17 protein-coding genes and 3 pseudogenes are annotated in these 20,616 nt (G+C 58.0%); 2 read left to right on the top strand and 18 right to left on the bottom strand.

From position 1 onward, the window contains the following. Nucleotides 1–49 precede the first annotated feature (49 nt). Nucleotides 50–1,110 (top strand): annotated as a pseudogene (locus HNQ72_RS27650) (SDR family oxidoreductase). A gap of 74 nt (nucleotides 1,111–1,184) precedes the next feature. On the opposite strand, the gene HNQ72_RS27645 reads toward HNQ72_RS27650, so the two are convergent. The 5 genes and pseudogenes from HNQ72_RS27645 to HNQ72_RS27625 form a co-directional block, all read right to left on the bottom strand. After that, nucleotides 1,185–2,141 carry a quinone oxidoreductase family protein gene (locus tag HNQ72_RS27645; protein WP_183997427.1) on the bottom strand — a complete coding sequence of 319 codons (957 nt, stop codon included), beginning with the start codon at nucleotides 2,139–2,141 and terminating at the stop codon, nucleotides 1,185–1,187. 149 nt (nucleotides 2,142–2,290) lie between these two features. Further along, nucleotides 2,291–2,983, bottom strand: a complete 693-nt coding sequence (locus HNQ72_RS27640; RefSeq protein ID WP_183997478.1) for a type 1 glutamine amidotransferase domain-containing protein — start codon at nucleotides 2,981–2,983, stop codon at nucleotides 2,291–2,293. Nucleotides 2,984–3,245: 262 nt separating this feature from the next. Beyond that, nucleotides 3,246–3,368: pseudogene (locus tag HNQ72_RS27635) on the bottom strand (PfkB family carbohydrate kinase); the annotation flags it as partial. Between the two features lie 408 nt (nucleotides 3,369–3,776). Further along, complete coding sequence (locus HNQ72_RS27630) at nucleotides 3,777–5,009, bottom strand: M24 family metallopeptidase (protein WP_183997423.1); 1,233 nt, start codon at nucleotides 5,007–5,009, stop codon at nucleotides 3,777–3,779. 33 nt (nucleotides 5,010–5,042) lie between these two features. Then, a complete protein-coding gene (locus HNQ72_RS27625) occupies nucleotides 5,043–5,204 on the bottom strand; it encodes a hypothetical protein (protein WP_183997421.1) in 162 nt (53 codons plus the stop codon). Nucleotides 5,205–5,832: 628 nt separating this feature from the next. On the opposite strand from HNQ72_RS27625, the gene HNQ72_RS27620 reads away from it, so the two are divergent. Then, complete coding sequence (locus tag HNQ72_RS27620) at nucleotides 5,833–6,702, top strand: IclR family transcriptional regulator (RefSeq protein ID WP_210319737.1); 870 nt, start codon at nucleotides 5,833–5,835, stop codon at nucleotides 6,700–6,702. Nucleotides 6,703–6,759: 57 nt separating this feature from the next. On the opposite strand, the gene HNQ72_RS27615 is transcribed toward HNQ72_RS27620, so the two are convergent. The 13 genes and pseudogenes from HNQ72_RS27615 to nosZ all read right to left on the bottom strand — a co-directional run bounded on the left by HNQ72_RS27615 (nucleotide 6,760) and on the right by nosZ (nucleotide 20,601). Then, a complete protein-coding gene (locus HNQ72_RS27615; protein ID WP_183997419.1) occupies nucleotides 6,760–7,713 on the bottom strand; it encodes a 2-hydroxyacid dehydrogenase in 954 nt (317 codons plus the stop codon). Between the two features lie 55 nt (nucleotides 7,714–7,768). Further along, nucleotides 7,769–8,419, bottom strand: coding sequence for a bifunctional 4-hydroxy-2-oxoglutarate aldolase/2-dehydro-3-deoxy-phosphogluconate aldolase (locus HNQ72_RS27610; RefSeq protein WP_183997417.1), 651 nt, complete (start codon nucleotides 8,417–8,419; stop codon nucleotides 7,769–7,771). Nucleotides 8,420–8,446: 27 nt separating this feature from the next. Then, nucleotides 8,447–9,748: an MFS transporter gene (locus tag HNQ72_RS27605; protein WP_183997415.1), complete on the bottom strand. Its 1,302-nt coding sequence runs from the start codon at nucleotides 9,746–9,748 to the stop codon at nucleotides 8,447–8,449. Nucleotides 9,749–9,778: 30 nt separating this feature from the next. Continuing rightward, entirely contained in the window at nucleotides 9,779–10,771 is a 993-nt protein-coding gene (locus HNQ72_RS27600) for a 2-dehydro-3-deoxygalactonokinase (RefSeq protein WP_183997413.1), read from the bottom strand. 537 nt (nucleotides 10,772–11,308) lie between these two features. Beyond that, complete coding sequence (gdhA, locus tag HNQ72_RS27595; protein WP_183997411.1) at nucleotides 11,309–12,664, bottom strand: NADP-specific glutamate dehydrogenase; 1,356 nt, start codon at nucleotides 12,662–12,664, stop codon at nucleotides 11,309–11,311. A 343-nt stretch (nucleotides 12,665–13,007) separates the two neighbouring features. Continuing rightward, complete coding sequence (gene rnk / locus HNQ72_RS27590) at nucleotides 13,008–13,409, bottom strand: nucleoside diphosphate kinase regulator (RefSeq protein ID WP_183997409.1); 402 nt, start codon at nucleotides 13,407–13,409, stop codon at nucleotides 13,008–13,010. Nucleotides 13,410–13,888: 479 nt separating this feature from the next. Further along, a pseudogene (locus HNQ72_RS27585) lies at nucleotides 13,889–14,026 on the bottom strand (twin-arginine translocase TatA/TatE family subunit); the annotation flags it as partial. Between the two features lie 20 nt (nucleotides 14,027–14,046). Further along, the gene (locus HNQ72_RS27580; RefSeq protein WP_183997405.1) at nucleotides 14,047–15,030 is read right to left on the bottom strand and encodes an FAD:protein FMN transferase; all 984 of its coding nucleotides are present in this window, start codon (nucleotides 15,028–15,030) and stop codon (nucleotides 14,047–14,049) included. After that, on the bottom strand, nucleotides 15,023–15,583 hold the full coding sequence (locus HNQ72_RS27575) for a nitrous oxide reductase accessory protein NosL (RefSeq protein ID WP_183997403.1): 561 nt from the start codon (nucleotides 15,581–15,583) through the stop codon (nucleotides 15,023–15,025). The genes HNQ72_RS27580 and HNQ72_RS27575 overlap by 8 nt, the downstream gene beginning before the upstream one ends. Continuing rightward, nucleotides 15,580–16,407: an ABC transporter permease gene (locus tag HNQ72_RS27570; protein WP_183997401.1), complete on the bottom strand. Its 828-nt coding sequence runs from the start codon at nucleotides 16,405–16,407 to the stop codon at nucleotides 15,580–15,582. The genes HNQ72_RS27575 and HNQ72_RS27570 overlap by 4 nt, the downstream gene beginning before the upstream one ends. Beyond that, nucleotides 16,404–17,309 (bottom strand): ABC transporter ATP-binding protein, encoded by a 906-nt coding sequence (locus HNQ72_RS27565; RefSeq protein WP_183997399.1) that lies wholly within the window; start codon nucleotides 17,307–17,309, stop codon nucleotides 16,404–16,406. Before HNQ72_RS27565 ends, HNQ72_RS27570 begins: the two co-directional genes overlap by 4 nt. After that, complete coding sequence (locus HNQ72_RS27560) at nucleotides 17,306–18,685, bottom strand: nitrous oxide reductase family maturation protein NosD (RefSeq protein ID WP_244654605.1); 1,380 nt, start codon at nucleotides 18,683–18,685, stop codon at nucleotides 17,306–17,308. Before HNQ72_RS27560 ends, HNQ72_RS27565 begins: the two co-directional genes overlap by 4 nt. Then, nucleotides 18,682–20,601 (bottom strand): TAT-dependent nitrous-oxide reductase, encoded by a 1,920-nt coding sequence (nosZ, locus tag HNQ72_RS27555; protein WP_183997395.1) that lies wholly within the window; start codon nucleotides 20,599–20,601, stop codon nucleotides 18,682–18,684. The genes HNQ72_RS27560 and nosZ overlap by 4 nt, the downstream gene beginning before the upstream one ends. Nucleotides 20,602–20,616 lie beyond the last annotated feature (15 nt).

The following is a 20,616-nucleotide window of genomic DNA, read 5'->3' as shown; positions in this document are numbered from 1 at the left end:
CGCTTCGCTATTCGCACTAGATGGCTCCCAGATCAACAGGAGACCAATCATGACCAATCACGCACTCGTGGTCGGAGCAACCGGAATAGCTGGAGCAGCGACAGTAGATCAGCTGGTGGCCAAGGGGTGGAAGGTCTCCGCTCTTGCGCGTAAACCCCAGGCACGGGCTGGCGTGATCGCCGTCGCGGCGGACCTTCTCGATCCTACTTCCCTCTCCTCGGCGCTGGCCGGCATCCCCCCACCCACGTCTTTTTCTCAAGCTGGCTTCGCCAGCCGACGGAAGCGGAAAACATTCGCGTCAACGCCGCAATGGTGCGCAATCTGCTCGACGCACTCCAGCCGCACAAATCCGTCCGCCATGTCGCATTGGTAACCGGCCTGAAACACTATCTCGGACCCTTCGAAGCCTATGGTAAGGGCAGCCTGCCGCAGACACCGTTCAGAGAGGAGCAGGGCCGGCTGGATATCGACAATTTCTATTATGCCCAGGAGGACGAAGTATTTGCCGCCGCCAAACGGGACGGTTTTAACTGGAGCATCCACCGGCCGCACACGATTATCGGCAAGACCATCGGCAATGCGATGAACATGGGCACGACACTCGCCGTCTATGCCAGCATCTGCAAGGAAACCGGCCGACCGTTCCGTTTCCCCGGTGTCAACGCCCAGTGGAACAGCCTTACCGACATGACAAGTGCCGACCTGCTCGCCCGCCATCTCTTCTGGGCCGCAACGGCGGCTGAGGCCGCCAACGAAGATTTCAACATCGTCAACGGCGATGTTTTTCGCTGGAAATGGATGTGGAAGCGGATTGCCGACTGGTTCGGCATTGATGCTGCCGAATTCGATGGCAGCGTCACGCCGCTTGAAGGCATCATGGCGAATGACGCTCCGGTGTGGAAGGATATCGCCGAGCGCCACGGTCTTGTCGAACATGATCTCACCCGGTTGGCTTCACCTTGGCACACGGATGCCGATCTCGGGCGGCCGATCGAAGTGGTGACGGACATGTCGAAAAGCCGCCGGCGGGGTTTTCTCGAATATCAGCCAACGGATGACGCCTTTTACGATCTGTTCGCGAAACTGCGTAGGGAACGGTTCATCCCCTGACCCTCAACCTTCGAAAACGCCGTTGTGGCCGCGACCGGAAAGGCGGCGGCCACAACGGCGTCAATCAGGCCTGCTCAGGGCACCATGAGCACCCGGCCGATGCGGCCGCGTTCTTCCGCTCTGCGATGCGCCGAAGCGGCTTCCGACAACGGAAAACGCGCATCGATCGGCACACGCAGATCGCCCTGCTTCGCCATTTCGAAAAGTTCGGAAATGAGACGGCGCGGCACCTCATCACCCATTTCCGGACCAAGAAGGCAACCGATCACGGTATGGCGGTGCTTCAGCAGACGTCCCGCATCAATCTTTGTTGCACGGCCGCCGAACACGCCGATCAGCACGGCATTGCCACCGTCTTTCAAAACGTCCAGGGCATCGACAAGAGCGTCACCACCGATCGTGTCGATGATGACATCGACCTTGTTGCCGCCCAGTAGCGCGCGGATCTGTTCGCTGGCCGGTCTTTCACCGACGACGATACCATCGTTCAGTCCGTATTCCCGTATCCTCTCAAGCGATTCAGGCCGGGTGCCGGTGCCGATCACACGAGCGCCGAGCTTGGCAGCAAGTTGCACAGTGGCAAGGCCGACGCCTCCGGCCGCACCGAGAACCAGCACCGTCTGTCCGGGTGCCAGCTTCGCCAGATGCAGCGCCCAGGCGGCAGTGCCGGGGCCGACTGGAATGGTCGAGGCAATACCGATGTCGAGACCATCCGGGATCAGAAAACTGTTGCGGGCGGGCGCCGCACGCAACTGTGCATGCGAGCCCTTCCAATGGAAGGTCGTGACTTTCTGGCCGAGGGAAAAGCCTTCGACATCCTTGCCCATCCCGACGATCTCACCGGCTGCGGAATATCCGGGAATCTCGTTCTTGCCCGGCGCCAAGTCACGACGGCCAACGAGATCGCCGCCTTCGATGCTGATGGCTTCGACACGGATCAGCAATTCATCGTCTGCGGGAACAGGGTCTGCAACATCTTCGTAATGCAACGTATCCGGACCGCCGGCCTCATGATAAAGCGCAGCCTTCATGAAATAATTCTCCTTCAGTATCGAAACCATTCCGCCTGCGGCCTTCTATAGAAGAGCATGGCAGGCAATTTATGGTCCGCAGGCGGCAAGGCCTGCGGACCATTGCTGATATGGGATTTTTTATCGTCGCTGCGAGCCAGAAGGCAGGCTCAAGCCTGCCTGGCCGCGGCGAGAGCCGCAACGAGTACGCCCGCGGTGGCTGTCGATGAACCCGGATTTTGACCGGTGATGAGATTGCCGTCCGTCACGACATGAGACTGCCAGTCACCGGTCTTCGAATAGATCCCGCCGTTTCCCTTCAGCATGTCCTCAACGAGAAAAGGTACGATATTGGTAAGCTGTACGGCTTCTTCTTCCGTGTTGGCGAAGCCGGTCACCTTCCTATCGGCAACAATCGACCTGCCACCAGGTGCCTTCACGTTCTTCAGAACGCCCGGTGCGTGGCAAACGAAGGCGACGGGCTTGCCGTCGGCATACATTGCCTCGATCAGCGCAATCGACGTCTTGTCCTCAGCGAGATCCCAGAGCGGGCCATGGCCACCCGGATAAAACACGGCATCGAAATCTCTCGGCGAAACGGTCGAGAGCCTGACTGTATTGGCCAGAACGGCCTGGGCAGCGGCATCCCGATTGAAGCGACGGGTTTCGTCCGTCTGGAAATCCGGCTCGTCGCTCTTGGGATCGAGCGGCGGCTGGCCGCCTTTTGGCGAAGCCACGACAATCTCGGCACCCGCTTCCACGAAGGCATAATAGGGAGCGGCAAACTCTTCCAGCCAGAAACCGGTCTTCTTGCCCGTGTTGCCGAGTTGGTCGTGGGAGGTGAGAACCATCAGGATTTTCATGTCGATCTCCTTGCCGCTGACGTCGCCCATCCATTCTCTATCGATATCGGATGTTCGCCATCAACGCGTTTGTTGTTGATGGCTCGTTATGCCTTGGGGGAAGAAATTCCAGAAATTTATTTATCTTATTTCAGATGTTCACAACGGCTATATCTGAAATCAGACATAAAAATCCGTGCCGCTGATACGGCACGGATCTGATGTGAATGCGTCTGGAGAAAATAACCCGTCAGCGTTCCGAGCTTACCAGAGCTGCGGCGGCCTAGTTTGCCTTACCGAGCGCTGCCTCGATCCCACGCCCCCACAACAGTTCCGCCGCCAGAACGCCGATGAATTCATCGCCTGCGCCATGTGTACTGACAAGCTTGACCACGATCGTTGCGATCACTGACAGCGAGGTTTCGCCACTTGTCTCCATCGCGGATAAGACGGCATTCGTGTCGACGGGAAGCCAGACTTTCTTTCACACTTTGGCACCTGCGCTGGCGATTTCGCAAGTGTTGTGCGGGCTCTTGGCCAATCGAGACCGATCGCCTTCGGTCGAGGCGCTCACGAATGCAGACCGATACCTCCAGCCACTCAACATCTATTCGACAACGATCCCGCGGCGGAAGATCTGATATTCATCAGAATAGCTGGGCCGGCCTCGATCTTGAGCGAAGTCGAACCATCGGTATGTGTAGGGGTTTTGCAAGTTGTCGATCAGGCGGAGATACGTCGCCGGCATGCGCTGACACACACAACCGGCACGCTGCAGACTTTTGACCCACCGGTTTTTCCGCGGCCGACTGATCTAGTGATTGCTCACATCGACCAAGGCGCGAGGCAAGCAATTCATGCACTCGGCCCCTGAACCGGTTACCAGAAACTGGTCCTCGATCATCAAAGCGCCAAGCCCCTGACCATAGAAAGGCGCTTCCAGGGCCACAACCATGTTCGGCTCGATGATCTCCTGATTATTTGCGGAGAAGAACGGCCATTCCTCGATGCCGACACTGCCGCCGACAGCGTGACCGAAATGGCCGCGATAATATTCTGAAAAGCCATCCTTGCGCATCGATTGAAGCATGGCAGCATGGACCGATCCGAAGGAATTACCGGGCCGGATCTGTTCCAGTCCAGCGTGAAATGCCGTCTCGAGCGCCTTGAAGACATCCAATGCGAGCCCGGACGGACGACCAAATGTATAGGTTCTTGCGCCGTCCGAAGAATAACCGTCCACGAGCGTGCCGACATCCGCCTTGATGAGATCGCCCGACGCCACGACGGCCGCCATGTCGGAAAGATCAGCGCCGACAGAGATGTAATCCCAATGCCCGCTGAGGGAGAAGCCGCCCTTGGCGGCGGCGGCCTGCGCACCGGCCTTCCATGTGGCCGATAGCGCCGGCAAGGCCACACCCGGCCGGATCGTCTGCGCCATAGCTTCCAACCCTGCCTCGGCCGCGTGAGACGCTCGACGCAACCGTTCTATCTCGACCGGCGTTTTCACCGCGCGCATTCGCCGTAGGACGGTGGAGCCATCCAGCCAATCGACTTGCGGCAATCTGTGCTTCAAAGCGTCAAAATCCGCGGCTGGCATAAATTCGAGATCGACACCAAGGCGTGCCCCTGCCAGGCCGCGCTCGTGAAGAAGATCTTTCAGAAGATCGAAAACCGCGGACCGATCGAAGGTTTCCGGGCGCGGCCCACCGGTTCCCGAACGTCGATAAGCTTCACCGATCTCCTGCACAGTCTTGGCGCCTGTCACGTCGAGCATGTCGATCCAGATACGATGGGTTCGCACCTCGACATCGGATGCCTTGCTGCGCACCGTCGCCGCCGCATGATCGCTGACGATGGCTGCAAGAGTTGCATCCGACTGCGCTGGCACCAGTGCGATGGCGCCCCCGGCCCTGCCCCACATCGTCGCTACGCCTGCCGGCGCACCGACCGCATAACGAAAAGATTCCGGCTGGAAAAGGACGAGCGCATCGATACCGGCCTCATCCATCAGCCTGGCCGCGCGGTTCCTGTCGATGTCGCTCATGTCCGGTTCCAATCTCTGATTCATGTGAAGGACTTAATCGGACTGACGACGAAGTTCCAAAGTCGAAATAGTTTCTCTTGTGCCTCGATCCAGAAGCACCGCATTCCCTTCAGGGAACGCATTTTCCACAATGATGATGGAAACATCGTCAACGAGATTGACGCTCTCGCCTTTGGCGCGGGCCGATACGATCACTCTCCTGCCTCCTTCGTTTATCGGCCTCTACGAGAAAATGGAAATTCTTGCAGCGCTCCCAGTCACTGTGATCGCCCGCCGCGATCTATTCGGCCTAATCTGGCGCGGAGATTCCGTGATCACCAGCGCGGTGAAAGCGGTTTTTCAATCACTTCGAACCATGTTGAGTAAAAGCCAGTCGACAACATCCCCTCAACCACTGGCCTGCAGTGACCTAACCTTGGAGTATTATTACTGCATTAGCCCACGCGAAACGATTTCTCCCGGTCATTCGCTCTTGAAAGGATCGAAACCACTGACCCGAATCCTGATCCGAGGAAGGTGGCGGGCGAATAGCTTCACCTCTTTGGTTACGCGGAGCTAACCCAAGCGCGCCAAACAACACGAGAGGGCAATTAGGCAAGAACGAGGCTGGAGACTTCAAAGACGCAGAGCGTCAAGAGACCGGGTTGCGACCCGTTGAGGGCACATCTATCCGGCCTACAATGCGCCAATTGGCCCCATATTAGTCGCCAAAGAACGTTGTGCTACACTACCTTTAACTGCCAGACTGTCATGGTCGTCATTCCTTGGCTTCGGTCTGATGAACATGGTAGCTGGTGTCAGCCTATCAAATTGGAGAGTGTTTTTGACGCGCCAGCCCACCCAGCATCGCCCCTCGCGCGTTGAAGAAAAAACTCCTCCGGCCGGCGGCAAGCCGCCCACAGGAACGCAGACCTTGCTTCGAGGACTGAACCTGCTGGAACATGTCGCGCAGGGCATTTGCGATGTGAAGCGACTGTCTGAGAGACTCGGCATGCCGCGCAGCACCACCCATAGGGTGCTGAGCAATCTCGTGGCCGAAGGCTACCTGCATCATGTTCCCTATCAGGGGTATACGCTCGGCTACAAACTCATCTATCTCGGCACCCGGGCCCGCGAGCAGCGACCTTTGACCCAGCTGGCGCGGCCATTTCTCGAAAAACTTGCCGATTTCTGCGGGGATACCATCCACCTTGGCCAGATCGAGGGTCCGCATGTGCTCTATCTCGACAAGTTGTCGGGGCAGCGTGGACTGGAAATGCGATCCCGGATCGGCCAACGCATGCCGTTGGCGTCGACCGGCGTCGGGCGTGCCTTGATGCTCGGCATGACGGAAGAGCGGTGGCAGGAGGTCTATGACGAGGCGGTCCTGCTACGAGAGCGAACCACCGGCGAACGTCCTCCCCTGCCCGCCTGGTCGGACTATCTCGCCGCCATGCGTGATTATCGCCAGCGTGGCTGGGTCATGGAGTTCGAGGAGAACGAGATCGGCATCCGCTGCGTGGGTGCGCCAATACGCGATGTGAATGGCGAGGTGATTGCGGCTGTTAGTATCGCAAGCGCCAGCTTTCATATGTCCGAAGAAAGGATGCTGGATCTGGGGCCGGTTGTGGCCGCCACCGCGCAATCGATATCACAGGCACTCGGCGAGGCACCGGCGGAGATTTCTTCCGGCCCCCTGTCCATGCGCGGATGACAGGAACCCGTCAATGGTGGGTTTCGGCCGAACATGCCCGGCCGAAACCATAACCTGTCAGTAAGGATTGACCGGATTCTTTAACGGCTGGCCAGAAAAATGGGCCGCAATATTCTCGAAAACGAGATCGCCCATCGCCTTGCGCGTTGCGTGAGTAGCGCTTGCCATGTGAGGCGTCACGACCACGTTTGGCCGGCCATGCAGCGCGGATGGGACATCCGGTTCGCATTCGAACACGTCGAGCCCCGCACCGGCGATGATCCCGGCATCGAGGGCCGCGATCAAAGCGGTCTCGTCGATCACCGTGCCTCGGGCGATATTTATCAGGATACCTTCCGGGCCAAGTGCCTTCAGGATTTCCGCATCGACCAGGGCGCGCGTCTTCTCGCCGCCGTTGACGCACATGATCAGGAAATCCACCTCGGCAGCCAGCGTCGCAAGATCGCCGACGAAGGTGTACGGCAAGCCGGGAATGGCCTGCCGGTCCGTATAGCTGATTTCCATCTCGAAACCGGCGGCACGGCGTGCAATGGCCTGACCGATACGGCCCATGCCGGCAATACCGAGCTTGCCACCCGATACTTTTTTGGTCCAGGTGAAGCCGCCCTTTGCCCAGTCGCCCCGCTCGATGAAGCGTTGCGCCTCGACGATCTGTCTCGATGTCGCCAGAAGCAGCCCCATCGCCATGTCCGCCACATCGTCGGTCAAAACGCCCGGTGTATTGCTGACGGCGATGCCGCGCGCATGGGCGGCTGCCACGTCGATACCGTCGTAACCGACGCCGAAATCGGCGATCAGTTCCAGCTTGGGAAACTGCGCGATGAACTCGGCAGTGACGATCGATTCACCGTTTACGGCAAGGACGCGGGCGTCTTCGGCCGCGGCCTTGCGCTCAGTTTCGTTCAGCAGGTCCCAGTCTGCAAGCGTGCAGGTTTCGTCCAGGCGCTTGGCAAGCGCCGGGGGAAGAAAGGCCGCCTTGACTACCTTTGCTTCGGTTTTGTCGAACGTCATGATCTTAACTCCAGTATTTACCGTTTCGTGACGGCGCGATCGGCAACCGGCGCGATTACGCGCTGGTCCGTCCGGCTGCAAAGGCAGCGACGAAGCGGCGCGCCTCGGCTGTCAGTTCCTGCCAGTTTCCGGCCGCGATCAGGTCGCGGCGGATGAGATTGCTGCCGACACCTGCAGCAAATGCGCCGGCGCGAGCAAAAGCCTCCAGATTGTCCAGGCCGACACCGCCGACCGGGATGAGAGCCGCTTCCGCAAACGGCCCTCTTAGATCCTTGATGTAGCCCGGGCCGAGACTGCCAGCCGGAAAAAGTTTCAGCAGATCGCAACCCAGCCGATAGGCTTTTACGACTTCGGTCGGTGTCGTAACCGAGGGGATCATCAACCGCTGCCGTTCATGGACGGCGGCGATGACGTCCGGCTCAAAATTCGGCGCGAGAGCGAAGTCAGCGCCGGCATCGAGTGCCAGTGTCGCGGAAACGGGATTGACGACGGTACCGGCGCCAATCCGCATGTCATTGCCGAGCGCCGATTTCAGCGCCCGGATGCCCTCATAGACCGAAGGGCTGTTGCAGGTGATCTCGAATACCTTGACGCCACCCTTCAGCAGCGCTTCGGCTGTCGGCACCACGTCTGCGGGAGAAAGCCCGCGGGCGATGGCAATAATGCCGCTTTCCCGAATGGTGGCGATAACCTCTTGTTTCAGCATTGGATCAACCTTTCTGGATAATGTTGGTCAGGCCTCTGCCGCGATCGGCTTGCGGACGATGAACCAGTAGCAAATGGCCGAGCAGGCAGCGATGAAACCGCCGCTGATGAAGGCCAGTGCATAGGAGCCGGTGGCATCGGCGATCATGCCGGTGACCAGCGGCGACAGCGAACCGGCGAAGTAACCGCCGAAATTCTGGATGCTACCGACCGAACCGACCATCGAGTTCGGGGCGACGTCACCAGGCAAAGCCCAGCCATTGGCCGACAGCGAAGACAGCATGGCCATGCCGATGGTCAGCAGTATCAGGGTGCCGCCGAGGCTGGTGAAGAACGGCGCGATCATCAGCGCGAAGCCGCCTGCCAGTGCCGAAACGGCGATGACGCCACGCTTCGCATTCAGCGGCGAAGCGATATTCTTGTCGACGAGCCATTTGGAAATGTAACCGCCGACGAAGGCGCCGACGATGCCGCCGAAGAAGGGGATCGAAGCCATGAAGCCCATCGTCTTCATGTCGAGATTCTGCGTCTTCAGGAGATAAAGCGGCACGAAATAGGTCAGGATGTTAAACATCCAGATGTAGCAGAACCAGCCGAGGATCATGCCCCAGACGGTGCGATAACGGAAAAGATCGCGCCAGCGAATGGGGTTCTTGCCCTCGCCCATGGCGTCTGCGGATCCACCGCCATCAGCCTTGATGTAATCGAGTTCGTCTTTCGACAACCAGGTGGTCTTTTCAGGCTGGTGGTAGACAACGATCAAAAGCAGGCCGAACAGAATGCCGAAACCGCCTGCAATATAGAAAAGCTCACGCCAGCCGAAGCTGACCATCAAAAAGACCAGGAGCGGCGGCGCGAGGGCCGGTCCCCATTTGGAGGCGGCGTCCCAGATGCCGGTTGCCAGTGCACGCTCCTTCTTGGGGAACCATGCGGCAGTGATCTTGGCCGCACTCGGCCAGCACGGAGCCTCGGTAATGCCGAGAACGCCGCGCGCAGCAATAAGTCCCGCCTTGGAGGAGCAGGCGCCGGTCAGCGCCGTCGCACCGCTCCACAGGATGACAGCCCCGGTATAGACGCGCTTGGCGCCGAACTTGTCGATCAGCCAGCCCGCAGGAAGCTGGAACAGGGCGTAGATCAGCGAGAATATCGTGCCGAGCAGACCGATATCGGAGTTGGTGAGCTCAAGCTCCTTCATCATTTCCGGCGCAGCAACGGACAGCGCCGTGCGGTCAATGAAGTTGACCATCCCCCCCAAAAGAAGGATCGCGACGATGATCCACCTGCGATTGCCGACCTTCTTGGCCGCCCCCGCAGCTTGTTGAATAGACATTTTCTCTTCCCTTTACTTCTTCCGAATTCGTCAGATCAGTCCGCGAATGCGCGCAATCTCCATGGCGCCCAGAGCGGAAATCGAATGTATGCCGTCCGGCACGGCCTCGATCGGGCCGGTGAAATACGGATCGGCGGCAAGCAGCGTCATCAGTGCGTCGCGCAAGCCGCCCTTGCCGGCAACGATGATGCGGCTTTCGGGAGCCACTTTCAGCGAGTGGCTGCTCTTGAGTGCGCTGATATCGCTGGCAAGAACCGCGCCGAGCAGAAAACTCGCCCGGCCATCACGGTCCAGATCGCCGAAGAGATCGAGAAGCCGCACCAAGAAAGCGGACCGGCCCACGCCAAGCCGCTCTCCAAGTTCGGCGCCTTTGAGCAAGGCTTCCGAATTGATCGTATCGGCGAAGCGGTGATCGACGGATCCGGCAATCAGCGTATGGCGGCTGATGACGTCGAGCAGTTCCCCGGAAATGGTCGTGATCGACCCGGTGATCCGTCCCTGCTCATCGATCCCGACGATTTTGGAATGCGAACCGGGAAGAATCAGCACGGCTGGCTCGGCAAGGCCAAGCGTGTGCAGCACGCCGATGGCTTCGGTTTCCTCCCCGCGCATGATGTCCATGTCATCGCAGTCATCTAAGGAAATTGCGCCTGCACGGTTCTTGATGCCGGGGATAAGCCAGATCGGATAATCGGCAACGCCTGGAAGCTCGACCGACTGCATGCCGGCGGCCAGTTCGGCCTTGCCGGCGGGTGCCGGCAGATGGGGGATTTCGCGCAACCCGTTATTGGAGGTGATCATCCCGGAACCGAGATAAAGGCTCTCCTCGCCCGGCGCGACATTCGCCCCGGCAAGCGCCTCCGAGAGTGCTTCGCCAACGGCGGCCTTCAATTTGTCTGTGCTGCCGGTGATGGCGGTGTCACGCACGCCGACGGGCCGCCCGGCCTCTGCAACAGGCAAGCCATTTCGCCATGCAACAACACGTGTATTTGTGGTGCCCGTATCCAAAGTCACGATCAGCATCGAAAACCCCTCCCGCGGTTCGGCTGTCAAAATTCTCAAGGCTTCGCGCCGGCAAAAGCGGTGGAAGCAACATATCGAAAGATATTATCTCAAATATTGAGATTATGATCCCATATTTAGATACACCCACAGCAAGTCCGGGTCAAAGGCAAAAATGCCGCATTGCAACATGAAAAAGGAAATGCCTCTCAGTCAAAACCGGCATCTCTGGATGGGATGGGTGAAATTATGTTGTGAGACCAGTAGGTCTCAACATTTTATGATACGAAGAAGCATGGTCCGTCGATTTTTTTGGCAGGACAATGCCAGGTCAATTCTATGTCGCAATCAATTTGCTGACGCTGCGAGCGCTGTGGCTCGAATTGGAAGTTGAACCGCCAGAGAATTGACACGTCATCTGCAGCTTTCGGACAAGACAAAATAGGTTCGGCTGCAACTTGAGCGGAATAGATTCCGTGACCCGCCAATTTCACCAGCGAACGGAATAAGACCCCGGGCTGCGCCCGAGGTCGTTACAATTCGGAAGCTGTCCGGGTGCTAGATCACGCCCTGCGCACGCATAGCCTCTGCCACGCGCGTGAAACCGGCGATGTTCGCTCCCAGCACGTAGTTACCCTTGGCACCATATTCCTCAGCGGTCTCGGCGCAACGGTCGTGAATGCCTTGCATGATTTGACCCAGTCGATCGCGCGCAGTTTCAAAACTCCAACTGTCACGGCTGGCATTCTGTTGCATCTCCAGAGCCGAAGTTGCCACCCCACCGGCATTCGCCGCTTTCCCCGGGCCGAACAATACATCTGCTTGCTGAAACGCACGAACGGCCTCGGGCGTTGATGGCATGTTCGCCCCTTCCGCCACGGCGACAACTCCATTTGCTATCAGGGTCTTCGCGTCGCGTCCGGAAAGCTCGTTCTGCGTGGCGCAGGGTAGCGCGACCTCGCAAGGTACATCCCAGATAGACCCCTTGTCTGCGGCAATGAAGTGCGCGCCCTTCGTCTTTATGCGAACATATTCCGAGAGCCGTTCGCGACGAACTTCCTTGATAGCCTTTACCAGTGCGAGATCGATGCCGTCCTCATCAAAGATGTATCCACTACTGTCGGAGCAAGCGACAACCTTTGCCCCGTATGCAATGGCTTGCTCCATGGCATATATCGCCACATTACCGGAGCCTGATATCGTCACGCGCTTGCCGTCGAAATCAGTGCCTTTGCTTTCAAGCATTGCCCTGGTGAAATATACGGCCCCGTAACCGGTAGCTTCCCTTCTCACAAGAGAACCGCCATAGCTGAGCCCCTTGCCGGTAAAGACACCGGCCTCAAACCTGTTGGTCAGCCGCTTGTATTGGCCGAACATCCAGCCGATCTCCCTCCCGCTGACGCCGATGTCTCCGGCAGGTACATCCGTGTGCTCTCCAAGGTGGCGATGCAGCTCGGTCATAAAAGACTGACAAAAACGCATAATCTCACCGTCCGAACGCCCCTTGGGATCGAAGTCGGATCCTCCTTTCCCGCCGCCGATCGGAAGACCTGTCAATGCGTTCTTGAACGTCTGTTCGAAGCCAAGGAATTTGATTATGCCGAGATTAACGGAGGGGTGGAACCGAAGTCCGCCCTTGTACGGTCCCAGGGCGGAATTGAACTGGACGCGAAAGCCGCGATTGATACGCACTTGGCCCACATCATCAACCCAAGGCACGCGAAATATAATCTGTCGCTCCGGTTCGCACAGTCGTTCGATCAGTGCATCCGCGAGATAGCCGGGATGTTTCGAAACGACAGATCCGAGGCTTTCTAGAACCTCACGGACGGCCTGGTGGAACTCCGGTTCGGCTGGATTACGTTGCAAGACCTGAGCCAGGATGGGTTCCAGTTTTTCATCTACAGTCGCCATACGACTCCTCCTTTATGCTTTTAGAAATAGGCGGGTATGATGGAATAGGGCTACCCCGCGCATGGGACATCGGCTCGCCGCTAAGTGTGGGTGAAGGGCAAAGCGATCGAGAGACTGAGTTGCCGTGTCCACATCACCGGAAAACGGCAAAGCAGCCCACGCGGCGGCCGGGAACTGGATCGTCAACCGATCGGACGCCTCAGACCTGGTGGAGATCTGGGCGGTGAAGCTGGAATGTTCTGACAATATGAACCTGAAAATACGATGAGGAACTGGCGGCCTAATCGACAATTGCCTGCGCAGCTTGGTCTGGCTTAAAGAACGACTTCCTCTAGGCGGCTACCTATGTTGCCACGACTTTCGTGATCGTTAGCGAATGTACAAGTCCATCCCGAGCGATCCAATTTATGGACTGATTTTCGGAAAGGCCAAGCAGTGCCACTCCTATAGGTGTCATTATCGATATCCGGCTGGTCTCGATGTTTGCTTCGCCAGGGTAAACGAGGGTGACTGTGCGCATGTGACCGGTTTCGGTCGTGTACGTCACCGTGGAGCCCATCTGTACGGTTTGCAAAGCTGCCGCATCATCGACAACCACCGCGGCCCTCTCCAATTCACCCATCAACTCCTCGCCTAAAGCGAGATCTTTATCCATGGATGCCTGTGCCAAGGCGGTAAGCCGCCCATAGTCAGAGCCTCGTACGATGATGTTTGGCTTGCCAGCAGAGATGGTTTCGCTGTTCACACGCGTTCTCCCGACACGAGGACTTTAATAAGCCTCTCGCTCTATAAAAATTGCTCGTGGAGTCGCGCAAAAAAACGAAAAACTGTCTTGCCCCGTGACCCGGGGCGCGACGGCAACCGGGTACGGGCTAATGTCCGTCCAGGGGACACATACGGTAGAGAATATCGAAGACGTTCTTGCTCATAAGGACAACATCGCTTTGGGTATCGAGCCTGTCAAGCCGGATCCTGATCAGACGGTACGCCGCGCATGGGGCTCAAACTGAAAATTGAAATCATCGCAGGAAACCATCAAGCCGACAGTTCACCGCAAATTAGCGCATCAACGCTTTTCCCGGGTTGCTTCAATTGAAAACGTTTCTGCGCTTAGTCACTCGCGGAGCTCCAAGGTATTGAAAGACCCCACTATTGCGACGCACTCGTCTGAGTGCCTCATCGCACCGATAGTCCGTAGCATGCCTTGTTTCACTCGATCGTCTAGTCATCCTTCACGCCGTTGCGAAACTCCCGGATACCCCTGCCGATATCGGACATCAGCTCGGGAATTTTACCGCGACCGAACAGGATGAGGACAATTGCCAGAATTATGATCCAATGCCAGATGCTAAGAGATCCCATGATTTGTGGTCCTTATCTCGTTACTTTGCGTGGCCGGATGATGCCCAATCCGCCTCTATGTCGGGGTGCCGCGCCAGCACGTTGCTTATTGCCGCCGTCTCCATCAGCGTAAACGCGGTCGAGAGCGCGTCTGCGCGCGTTGCATCGGGTGCGATGACAGTCATTCTGCCATAGCGCTGCACTGTGGGCACGCCTTGGGGAGAGATGATATGCCCCCAATGTCGTGCTTGGTCGAAGTGAAGTCCGTTGGAACTGGATGTCGCCACAGCCTTGTTGGTCACCAGCACCGAATGGTTAATGTCAGTATCGCTCTGGTTTTCCGAAATACCGACCTTCCAAGGCGTTCCATCCGGTTTTGCACCTATCGCGCGGACTTCTCCCATATCGACAAGGCTGCTTTCGACACCGCCAGCGCGCAGGAGAGCGACAATCCGATCTGTTATGTGACCCTGCGCGATGCCATTCAGCGTCAAGCCCATACCGCGTTGCGACAGAGCAATACGATGTGCGTTGAAACTGACGTGCTGGAAACCGACGAGTGTACGAGCGCTTTCAAGCGCAGATCGATCCGGGCCTGACGGGTTCGCCCCGCTCCGGGAGAAATGGTCGGCATACAGTTTCCACAAAGGCTGCACGGTGGGGTCGAACAATCCGCCTGTCGCTTCCCAGACGGACTGACAGACCGTCAGCAGATCCACGAGTTCCTGCGGCGGAAATGCCAGAGCGCCGGCCCGGTTGAGTTCGCACAACGCAGATGACGGGCGATAAAGGCTGAAGATATCCTCCAGCCTGTCCACCTCGGCAACCACCTGACGTACAAGGCCTCGCGCTTGATCAGAATCGGGGTAGTTAAGGATCAACGTCGTCGGAGCGCCGAGCGCCTGCCCTCGCCATATGACGGGTTCAGGGTGGGAAAACGCTTGTGTCGCATTCAGGACGAGCGGCAGACCGGCTCCAGCCGCCATGATTCGCAATGCCCTGCGACGTGTGATGGCTTCAGCCATGGTGATGCCCTCCTGCCCCATGGGGCTCAGCAGGTTGCCCTTCATCGGAAGGCTGACCTTGCGAACCCAGAATGTAGTTCTCGGGGATATCCTTGAAACCGACAACACGGCCGCCATTTTTCGACGCGAAAGCGCTGGCGTCCTGTTCCAGCGAAAATGGAACGGCCTCCGCCGCGCCCATGCCGCCAACGCGGGAGCTTTCGATCACGTAATGGGCCTTGCGGGCGTCGACCCAATTTTCAGCGCCGGGCTTTTCCCAACTTGGTGCCTTGCTCATGTCGGATACATAGATTGCCGCGATGTCGCGCGGTTCTTCAGGCAACATCGTAAAGGCAACGGTATCGCGGGCCGACGAGAACCAGATGACTTCCTCCGTTTGCTGCATGATCACCTGCCCCTTCGGCCCGTCATGTTCCATGACGTTCATGCCGCAATATCGCCCCATGGCCTCCGTGGTCATCGCAGCGGGAGCAGGCATGACTGCATGCTCTTTGGGGCTGCAGCTGGCGAGAAAGATGGAAGCCAGTGCCACGGTCGCAAATGATAACTTCATGCTTCTCTCCTTGCGAAAACGATATTGGCAACACCGAGCGGCACGATTGCCCAGAGCAGCAGCGCCAGTGTCAGGATCGGCGCAGATAGGCTGCTTCCCGCGGCAACACCGCCCATGCCGGACAGAGTACTGGCGGCACCTGACCCGAGATTGAGCAGACGATAGGCATCCGTTGGATTTGCCAGCAGCAGACCATCCAGCAGTAGTGCCGGCACCGCACGCCCTTGTGCCGCGACAAGACCGCCAAGCAGCGCCATGTCATAGATCAGAACGAAAAACAGCCAGATGCCGATGGCGACACCGCCCGCGGTGCTGCGCTCGCGCACCAGCGTGCTGATCAGATAACCGATCGACAGAAAGACCGCGCCGAGAAGGATGGAGGCTCCGAGCATGGTCGCGAAGGCACGCCAGCTTGCCGGAGAGATCACGGTTCCGGAGGCGACAAGCGCCACAGCAGCGGCACCAAAGCCGATTAGCGTCGAAAAAGCGAGAATGGAAAGATGGCCTAAAAACTTGCCGATCACGATCTCGCTGCGACCGACCGGGTAGCTGAGAAGCAGTATTAGCGTCCCGCGCTCGCTCTCGCCCACGATCGCGTCATGCGACAAAAGCAGGGCGATCAGCGGCAGCAGGAAGATGGCAAGGCTCGATAGGCTGACGATCACAACATCCAGCTGGTTGACACCCACATTGCCGGTCGGCGCGCTTCCCAGAAAAGTCAGCGTCAATGCGAGGCCGGCTAGAAGAAGCGTGGTTGCCAGAACCCAGCGGTTTCGCCGCCCTTCCTGAATTTCCTTTCTGGCGACAGTGAGAACATTCATCATTCGGCCGCCTGCCTTCCTAGAAAATGCGCATAGAGTTCATCGAGCGTCGGTTCTGCAAGCGTCAGGCTTTCAAGAAGTGACGGCTCTGCGGTCAGGCTTTTCAGAAGGTCGATCTTGTCGGCAGCATCGACGCCAATTTCCCACCCGCCACCGGATTGTCTGCACCAATCACCGGACCATTGTGGCGCGGCTTCCATATCCGACAGTTTTATCATCACCCGGGTCGGCAGACTGGCGATATGGCGCAATTCGTCGAGCGTACCGTCGGCAATCTTGACCCCACGGTCGACAATGATCACCCGGTCAGCACGATTTTCGAGTTCTGTCAGGGCGTGCGAAGACAACAGCACGGTCGTACCATCGGCGCGAAGCGCGCTGATGATATCGTAGAAATTTTGCCGCAGCGCCGGATCGAGGCCACTGGTCGGCTCATCCAGCAACAGAACCTGCGGTGTTCCGAGCAGAGCCTGCGCCAACCCCAAGCGCTGACGCATGCCTTTAGAATAGGTGCGCACCGGGCGATCAACGGCATCCGCGGACAGCCCTACCCGCTTGAACAGAAGCTCGGCATCGGAAAACTCGACGCGCTTGAGGCGAGCGTAAAAGGTAAGCGTCTCACGCCCCGTCAAAGCCATGTGGAACGACACGCTTTCGGGCAGATACCCCACGCTCTGCCGGACATGAAAATCACCACGAGCCGGATCGCCGCCAAGCATCGTCACCGATCCGCTTGTGGGGCGGATGAGCCCGAGCATCAGCTTGATAAGCGTCGTCTTGCCCGCGCCGTTATGGCCGACGAGCGCGATCGTTTCACCCGATTTCAGATCGAAGGAGACATCCCTGACCGCGGCAACTCTGCCATAGTGTTTTGAAACATTGCTGGTGATAACCGATGATGTCATTGGGTACTCCTCTCGACAGAGGTTGGCGTCATCAGTGGATGACTATCGACCACACCTCCGGGCAACAGCGCCGGAAACTGCGCCTGTGCCCAGCGAATGACCTGAACGGCCGGGCTGGTCATCAGCAGCTTTGCCTGGGGTGCAGTCCACAGGACCTGATCGATGAGGTCATTTGGCCGATAGGGATTGTCGGCAATTCCATCACCGTTCAGGTCAAAACCGGGATTGTCGCTCCAGTAATTGCCGCGGCCCTCATGGGACCAGTCGAGATAGCGTGTGCCGACATACTTGACCTGATTGCGGTTATTGATGAAGGCGTTACCGCTCATGCTGTTGCCTTCGGATCCGGCAGTGAAATGGATCCCTATGGCGCAGTTTTCGAAATGGTTGTCCATGAAGCGGTTGCGGTTGGCATTGTAGATGAAAACGCATTTTTCCGGGCCGAGGCGCTGACCCTCGGACAGCTTCGCCACATCGTCGGGATCACTCGCAGGCACGCCGTGTTCGGTGGAACGCGTGCCACCAGCCGTCCAGCGTTCTTCCGGCTGGAGATGTCCCAAGACCTTGTTTCCGGTAATGACAGAGTAATTCGCATAGTTGAGCAGCAGACCGTGATCGCGATCTCCATCCGACAGGTTGTTTCGGATGTTCAGCTTGTTGGAGAACATGATCGCGTAACCGACCGAATTGCCGATCGACACGTTGTCGCTGATCTCGCTGTCATGCGTGTACATGTAATGGATGGCGAAACGCAGATCCCTGAAGCGGTTACCGCTGAAGACGTTACGCTTGCTGGCGTTGGTGGCGATGCCGTCGCGCCCCAGGCTGATATCGTTGCCGTTTACCTTCGCGCCGGGTGAATTCCACAAGGAAACACCATTGCCGGTTAGGCTCATGTGAAGAGATGCCGTCCCGGTGATGATGTTGTCGCAGACACAGGAATCGTCCGCGCCGAACAACCATACGCCGTGCAAGTTCCCAACGATCCGGTTTCTCTCGATAACGGCGCGTTTGGCAGTTTCCTCGACAAAGATACCGGAATCCTGCGTATCGAGATCGCTGCCCGAACCACTGATGGTCAGACCGGTGACGATGACATCCGCGGCCTTGATCCTGATGACGCTGCCGATATCGTTGCCAACGATGCTCGCACCTTCTTCGCCACGCAGAGTGATGGAGCGATCGATGACGAGAGGGCCACGAAATTCTCCCGGCTCCAGCACCAGCGTATCGCCAGGCGCGGCGGCATCTATCGCCTGCTGCAATAAGGAATGGGAGGCGGCGGAAAGGCTGATTGTCTCAGCCCCGGCAAGGGTCGGGATGGTGGCGACGAGCGCCACCATCCACGATATTGCCGCACCGTAACGGTGGATCATGCCTTCTTCGGCTCCACCATCATGCGACCCTTCATCTCCATGTGCATCGCATGGCAGAACCACGAGCAGTAATACCACCATACACCGGGCTTATCAGCCTTGAAGGTGACCGACGCGGTGGACTGCGGCGCCACTTCCATGTTGATACCGTAGTTGATGATGGCAAAACCGTGAGTGAGATCTTCCACTTCATCGATATTGGTAACGTAGACGGTGACCTCGTCGCCCTGCTTCACGGTAAAGCTTTCCAGACCGAAGGCAGGTGCGGCCGACGTCATGTAGACGCGAACCTTGTTGCCGTCGCGGATGACTTCGCTGTCGATCAGGAGGTCGATGTTGTCCGCCTTAGCCTGCGCAACAGCATCTGCGAAGAACCGGTCTTCGCGGCTCCAGACGCTAACCGGATTGATCTTCGACGCATGGACGATGGCCGCATCATGCGGTTCGGCAAAGCTCGGGCTGTCGTGAACCAGAACCATCTCGTCGCCGGAAATGTCGATCAACTGGTCGTTTTCCGGCTTAAGTGGACCGACGTTGAGATAACGGTCCTTCGAGAACTTGCTGAGAACGATGAGCCATTTGCCGTCGGCTTCCTTGGTCTTGCCCATGGAAGAGTCGAGATGGCCTGGCTGGTAGTGCACATCGAGTTTCTGGCGAACCGGATTGACCTTCTCACCCTTGAAAGCGCGCTTGGCGTCTTCGATGTTCCACTTCACGACCTGACTGTCGATGAACAACGTCGTGTAGGCGTTGCCGCGACCGTCATAGGCAGTGTGAAGCGGGCCAAGACCCAATTCCGGTTCGGCTACGACCGTATCCCGCGGCTTGATCTTGTCGTCGAAAAGATCGTCGAACTTGCGAGTATCGAAAACGGTGACCGTCGGCGACAGCTTGCCGCTGACCGTCAGGTGGATACCATCGGGGGCGGAAATGATGCCGTGAGGGCTGTTGGCGACTGGGATATAGCGTGTGTAACGCGAGCCGTGGCGACCATCGAGAACCTTGACGCCGTTGATTTCCTTGAAATCACCGTTCTTGATGCCTTCTTCGATGCGCGGGATGTTGAAGATAACGATCCAGTCCTGATCCTTCGCCATCATCTGCTCGAGGTTGACACCTTCCTCGGAGTTGTAGCAGGTCGAATAGGCGTATTTACCGCTATAATCCGTATCGAGGATATCGAGGTTACCATCGACCATGACCTGCCATGCGACGGTCATTTCCTCGGCATTCACGCCGGTGAAGACGGCATGGTACTGCGAATTGTCATCGAGGATGCTGCCGTCGTTTGGAAGCGGCACGCGGTCTTCGCCGTTGCAGAAGACGTAGTTGGTCTTCGGATATTTCTGCAGGCAACGGCCATGAATGGCGTGTGCGTTGGGAATCTGCAGTATCTTGTCGGTCTTCATCACGTCGAGACGGACACGGGCGATACGTGTGTTCGCCTTGTCGTTGGCAAACAGGTAACGACCATCGAACGTTCCATCCGTATAGGACGGCGTGACGTGATGCAGGTCGCCGTTGAGATAGATCCCGCCCTTGTCGGCCAAGTACTCCTTGTTTTCCGGCAACAGTCCTTCCGTCAGCACTTTGCGGCTTTCGTTCGTCTGTCCCCAGCCGGTGGCGCTGCAACGGTTGAGCACCGGAATGCGCATCAGTTCGCGCATGGACGGCACGCCGACGACACGAACTTCGCCCGTCTGGCCGCTGGAAAAGAATGCGTAATATTCGTCCAACTCGCCCGGCTTAATTTCGTAATTGTTGCCGGAAGCCGGCTGTGCGGCAACTTCTGTTGCAGTGCCGCCGCTAAGGCTGAGCGCACCACCCACAGTGGCAGCCCCTGCCGCTGCGGCGAACGCCGTCGAGCCGAGAATTTGACGCCTGTTCAGGCGTAAGGAGTTATTCTCACTGGTCATTGTTTCCTCGTTTCC

The sequence above is a fragment of the Aliirhizobium wenxiniae genome (assembly GCF_014201355.1).
Taxonomy (GTDB): domain Bacteria; phylum Pseudomonadota; class Alphaproteobacteria; order Rhizobiales; family Rhizobiaceae; genus Neorhizobium; species Neorhizobium wenxiniae.
This window is presented reverse-complemented; position numbering and strand designations above follow the sequence as displayed.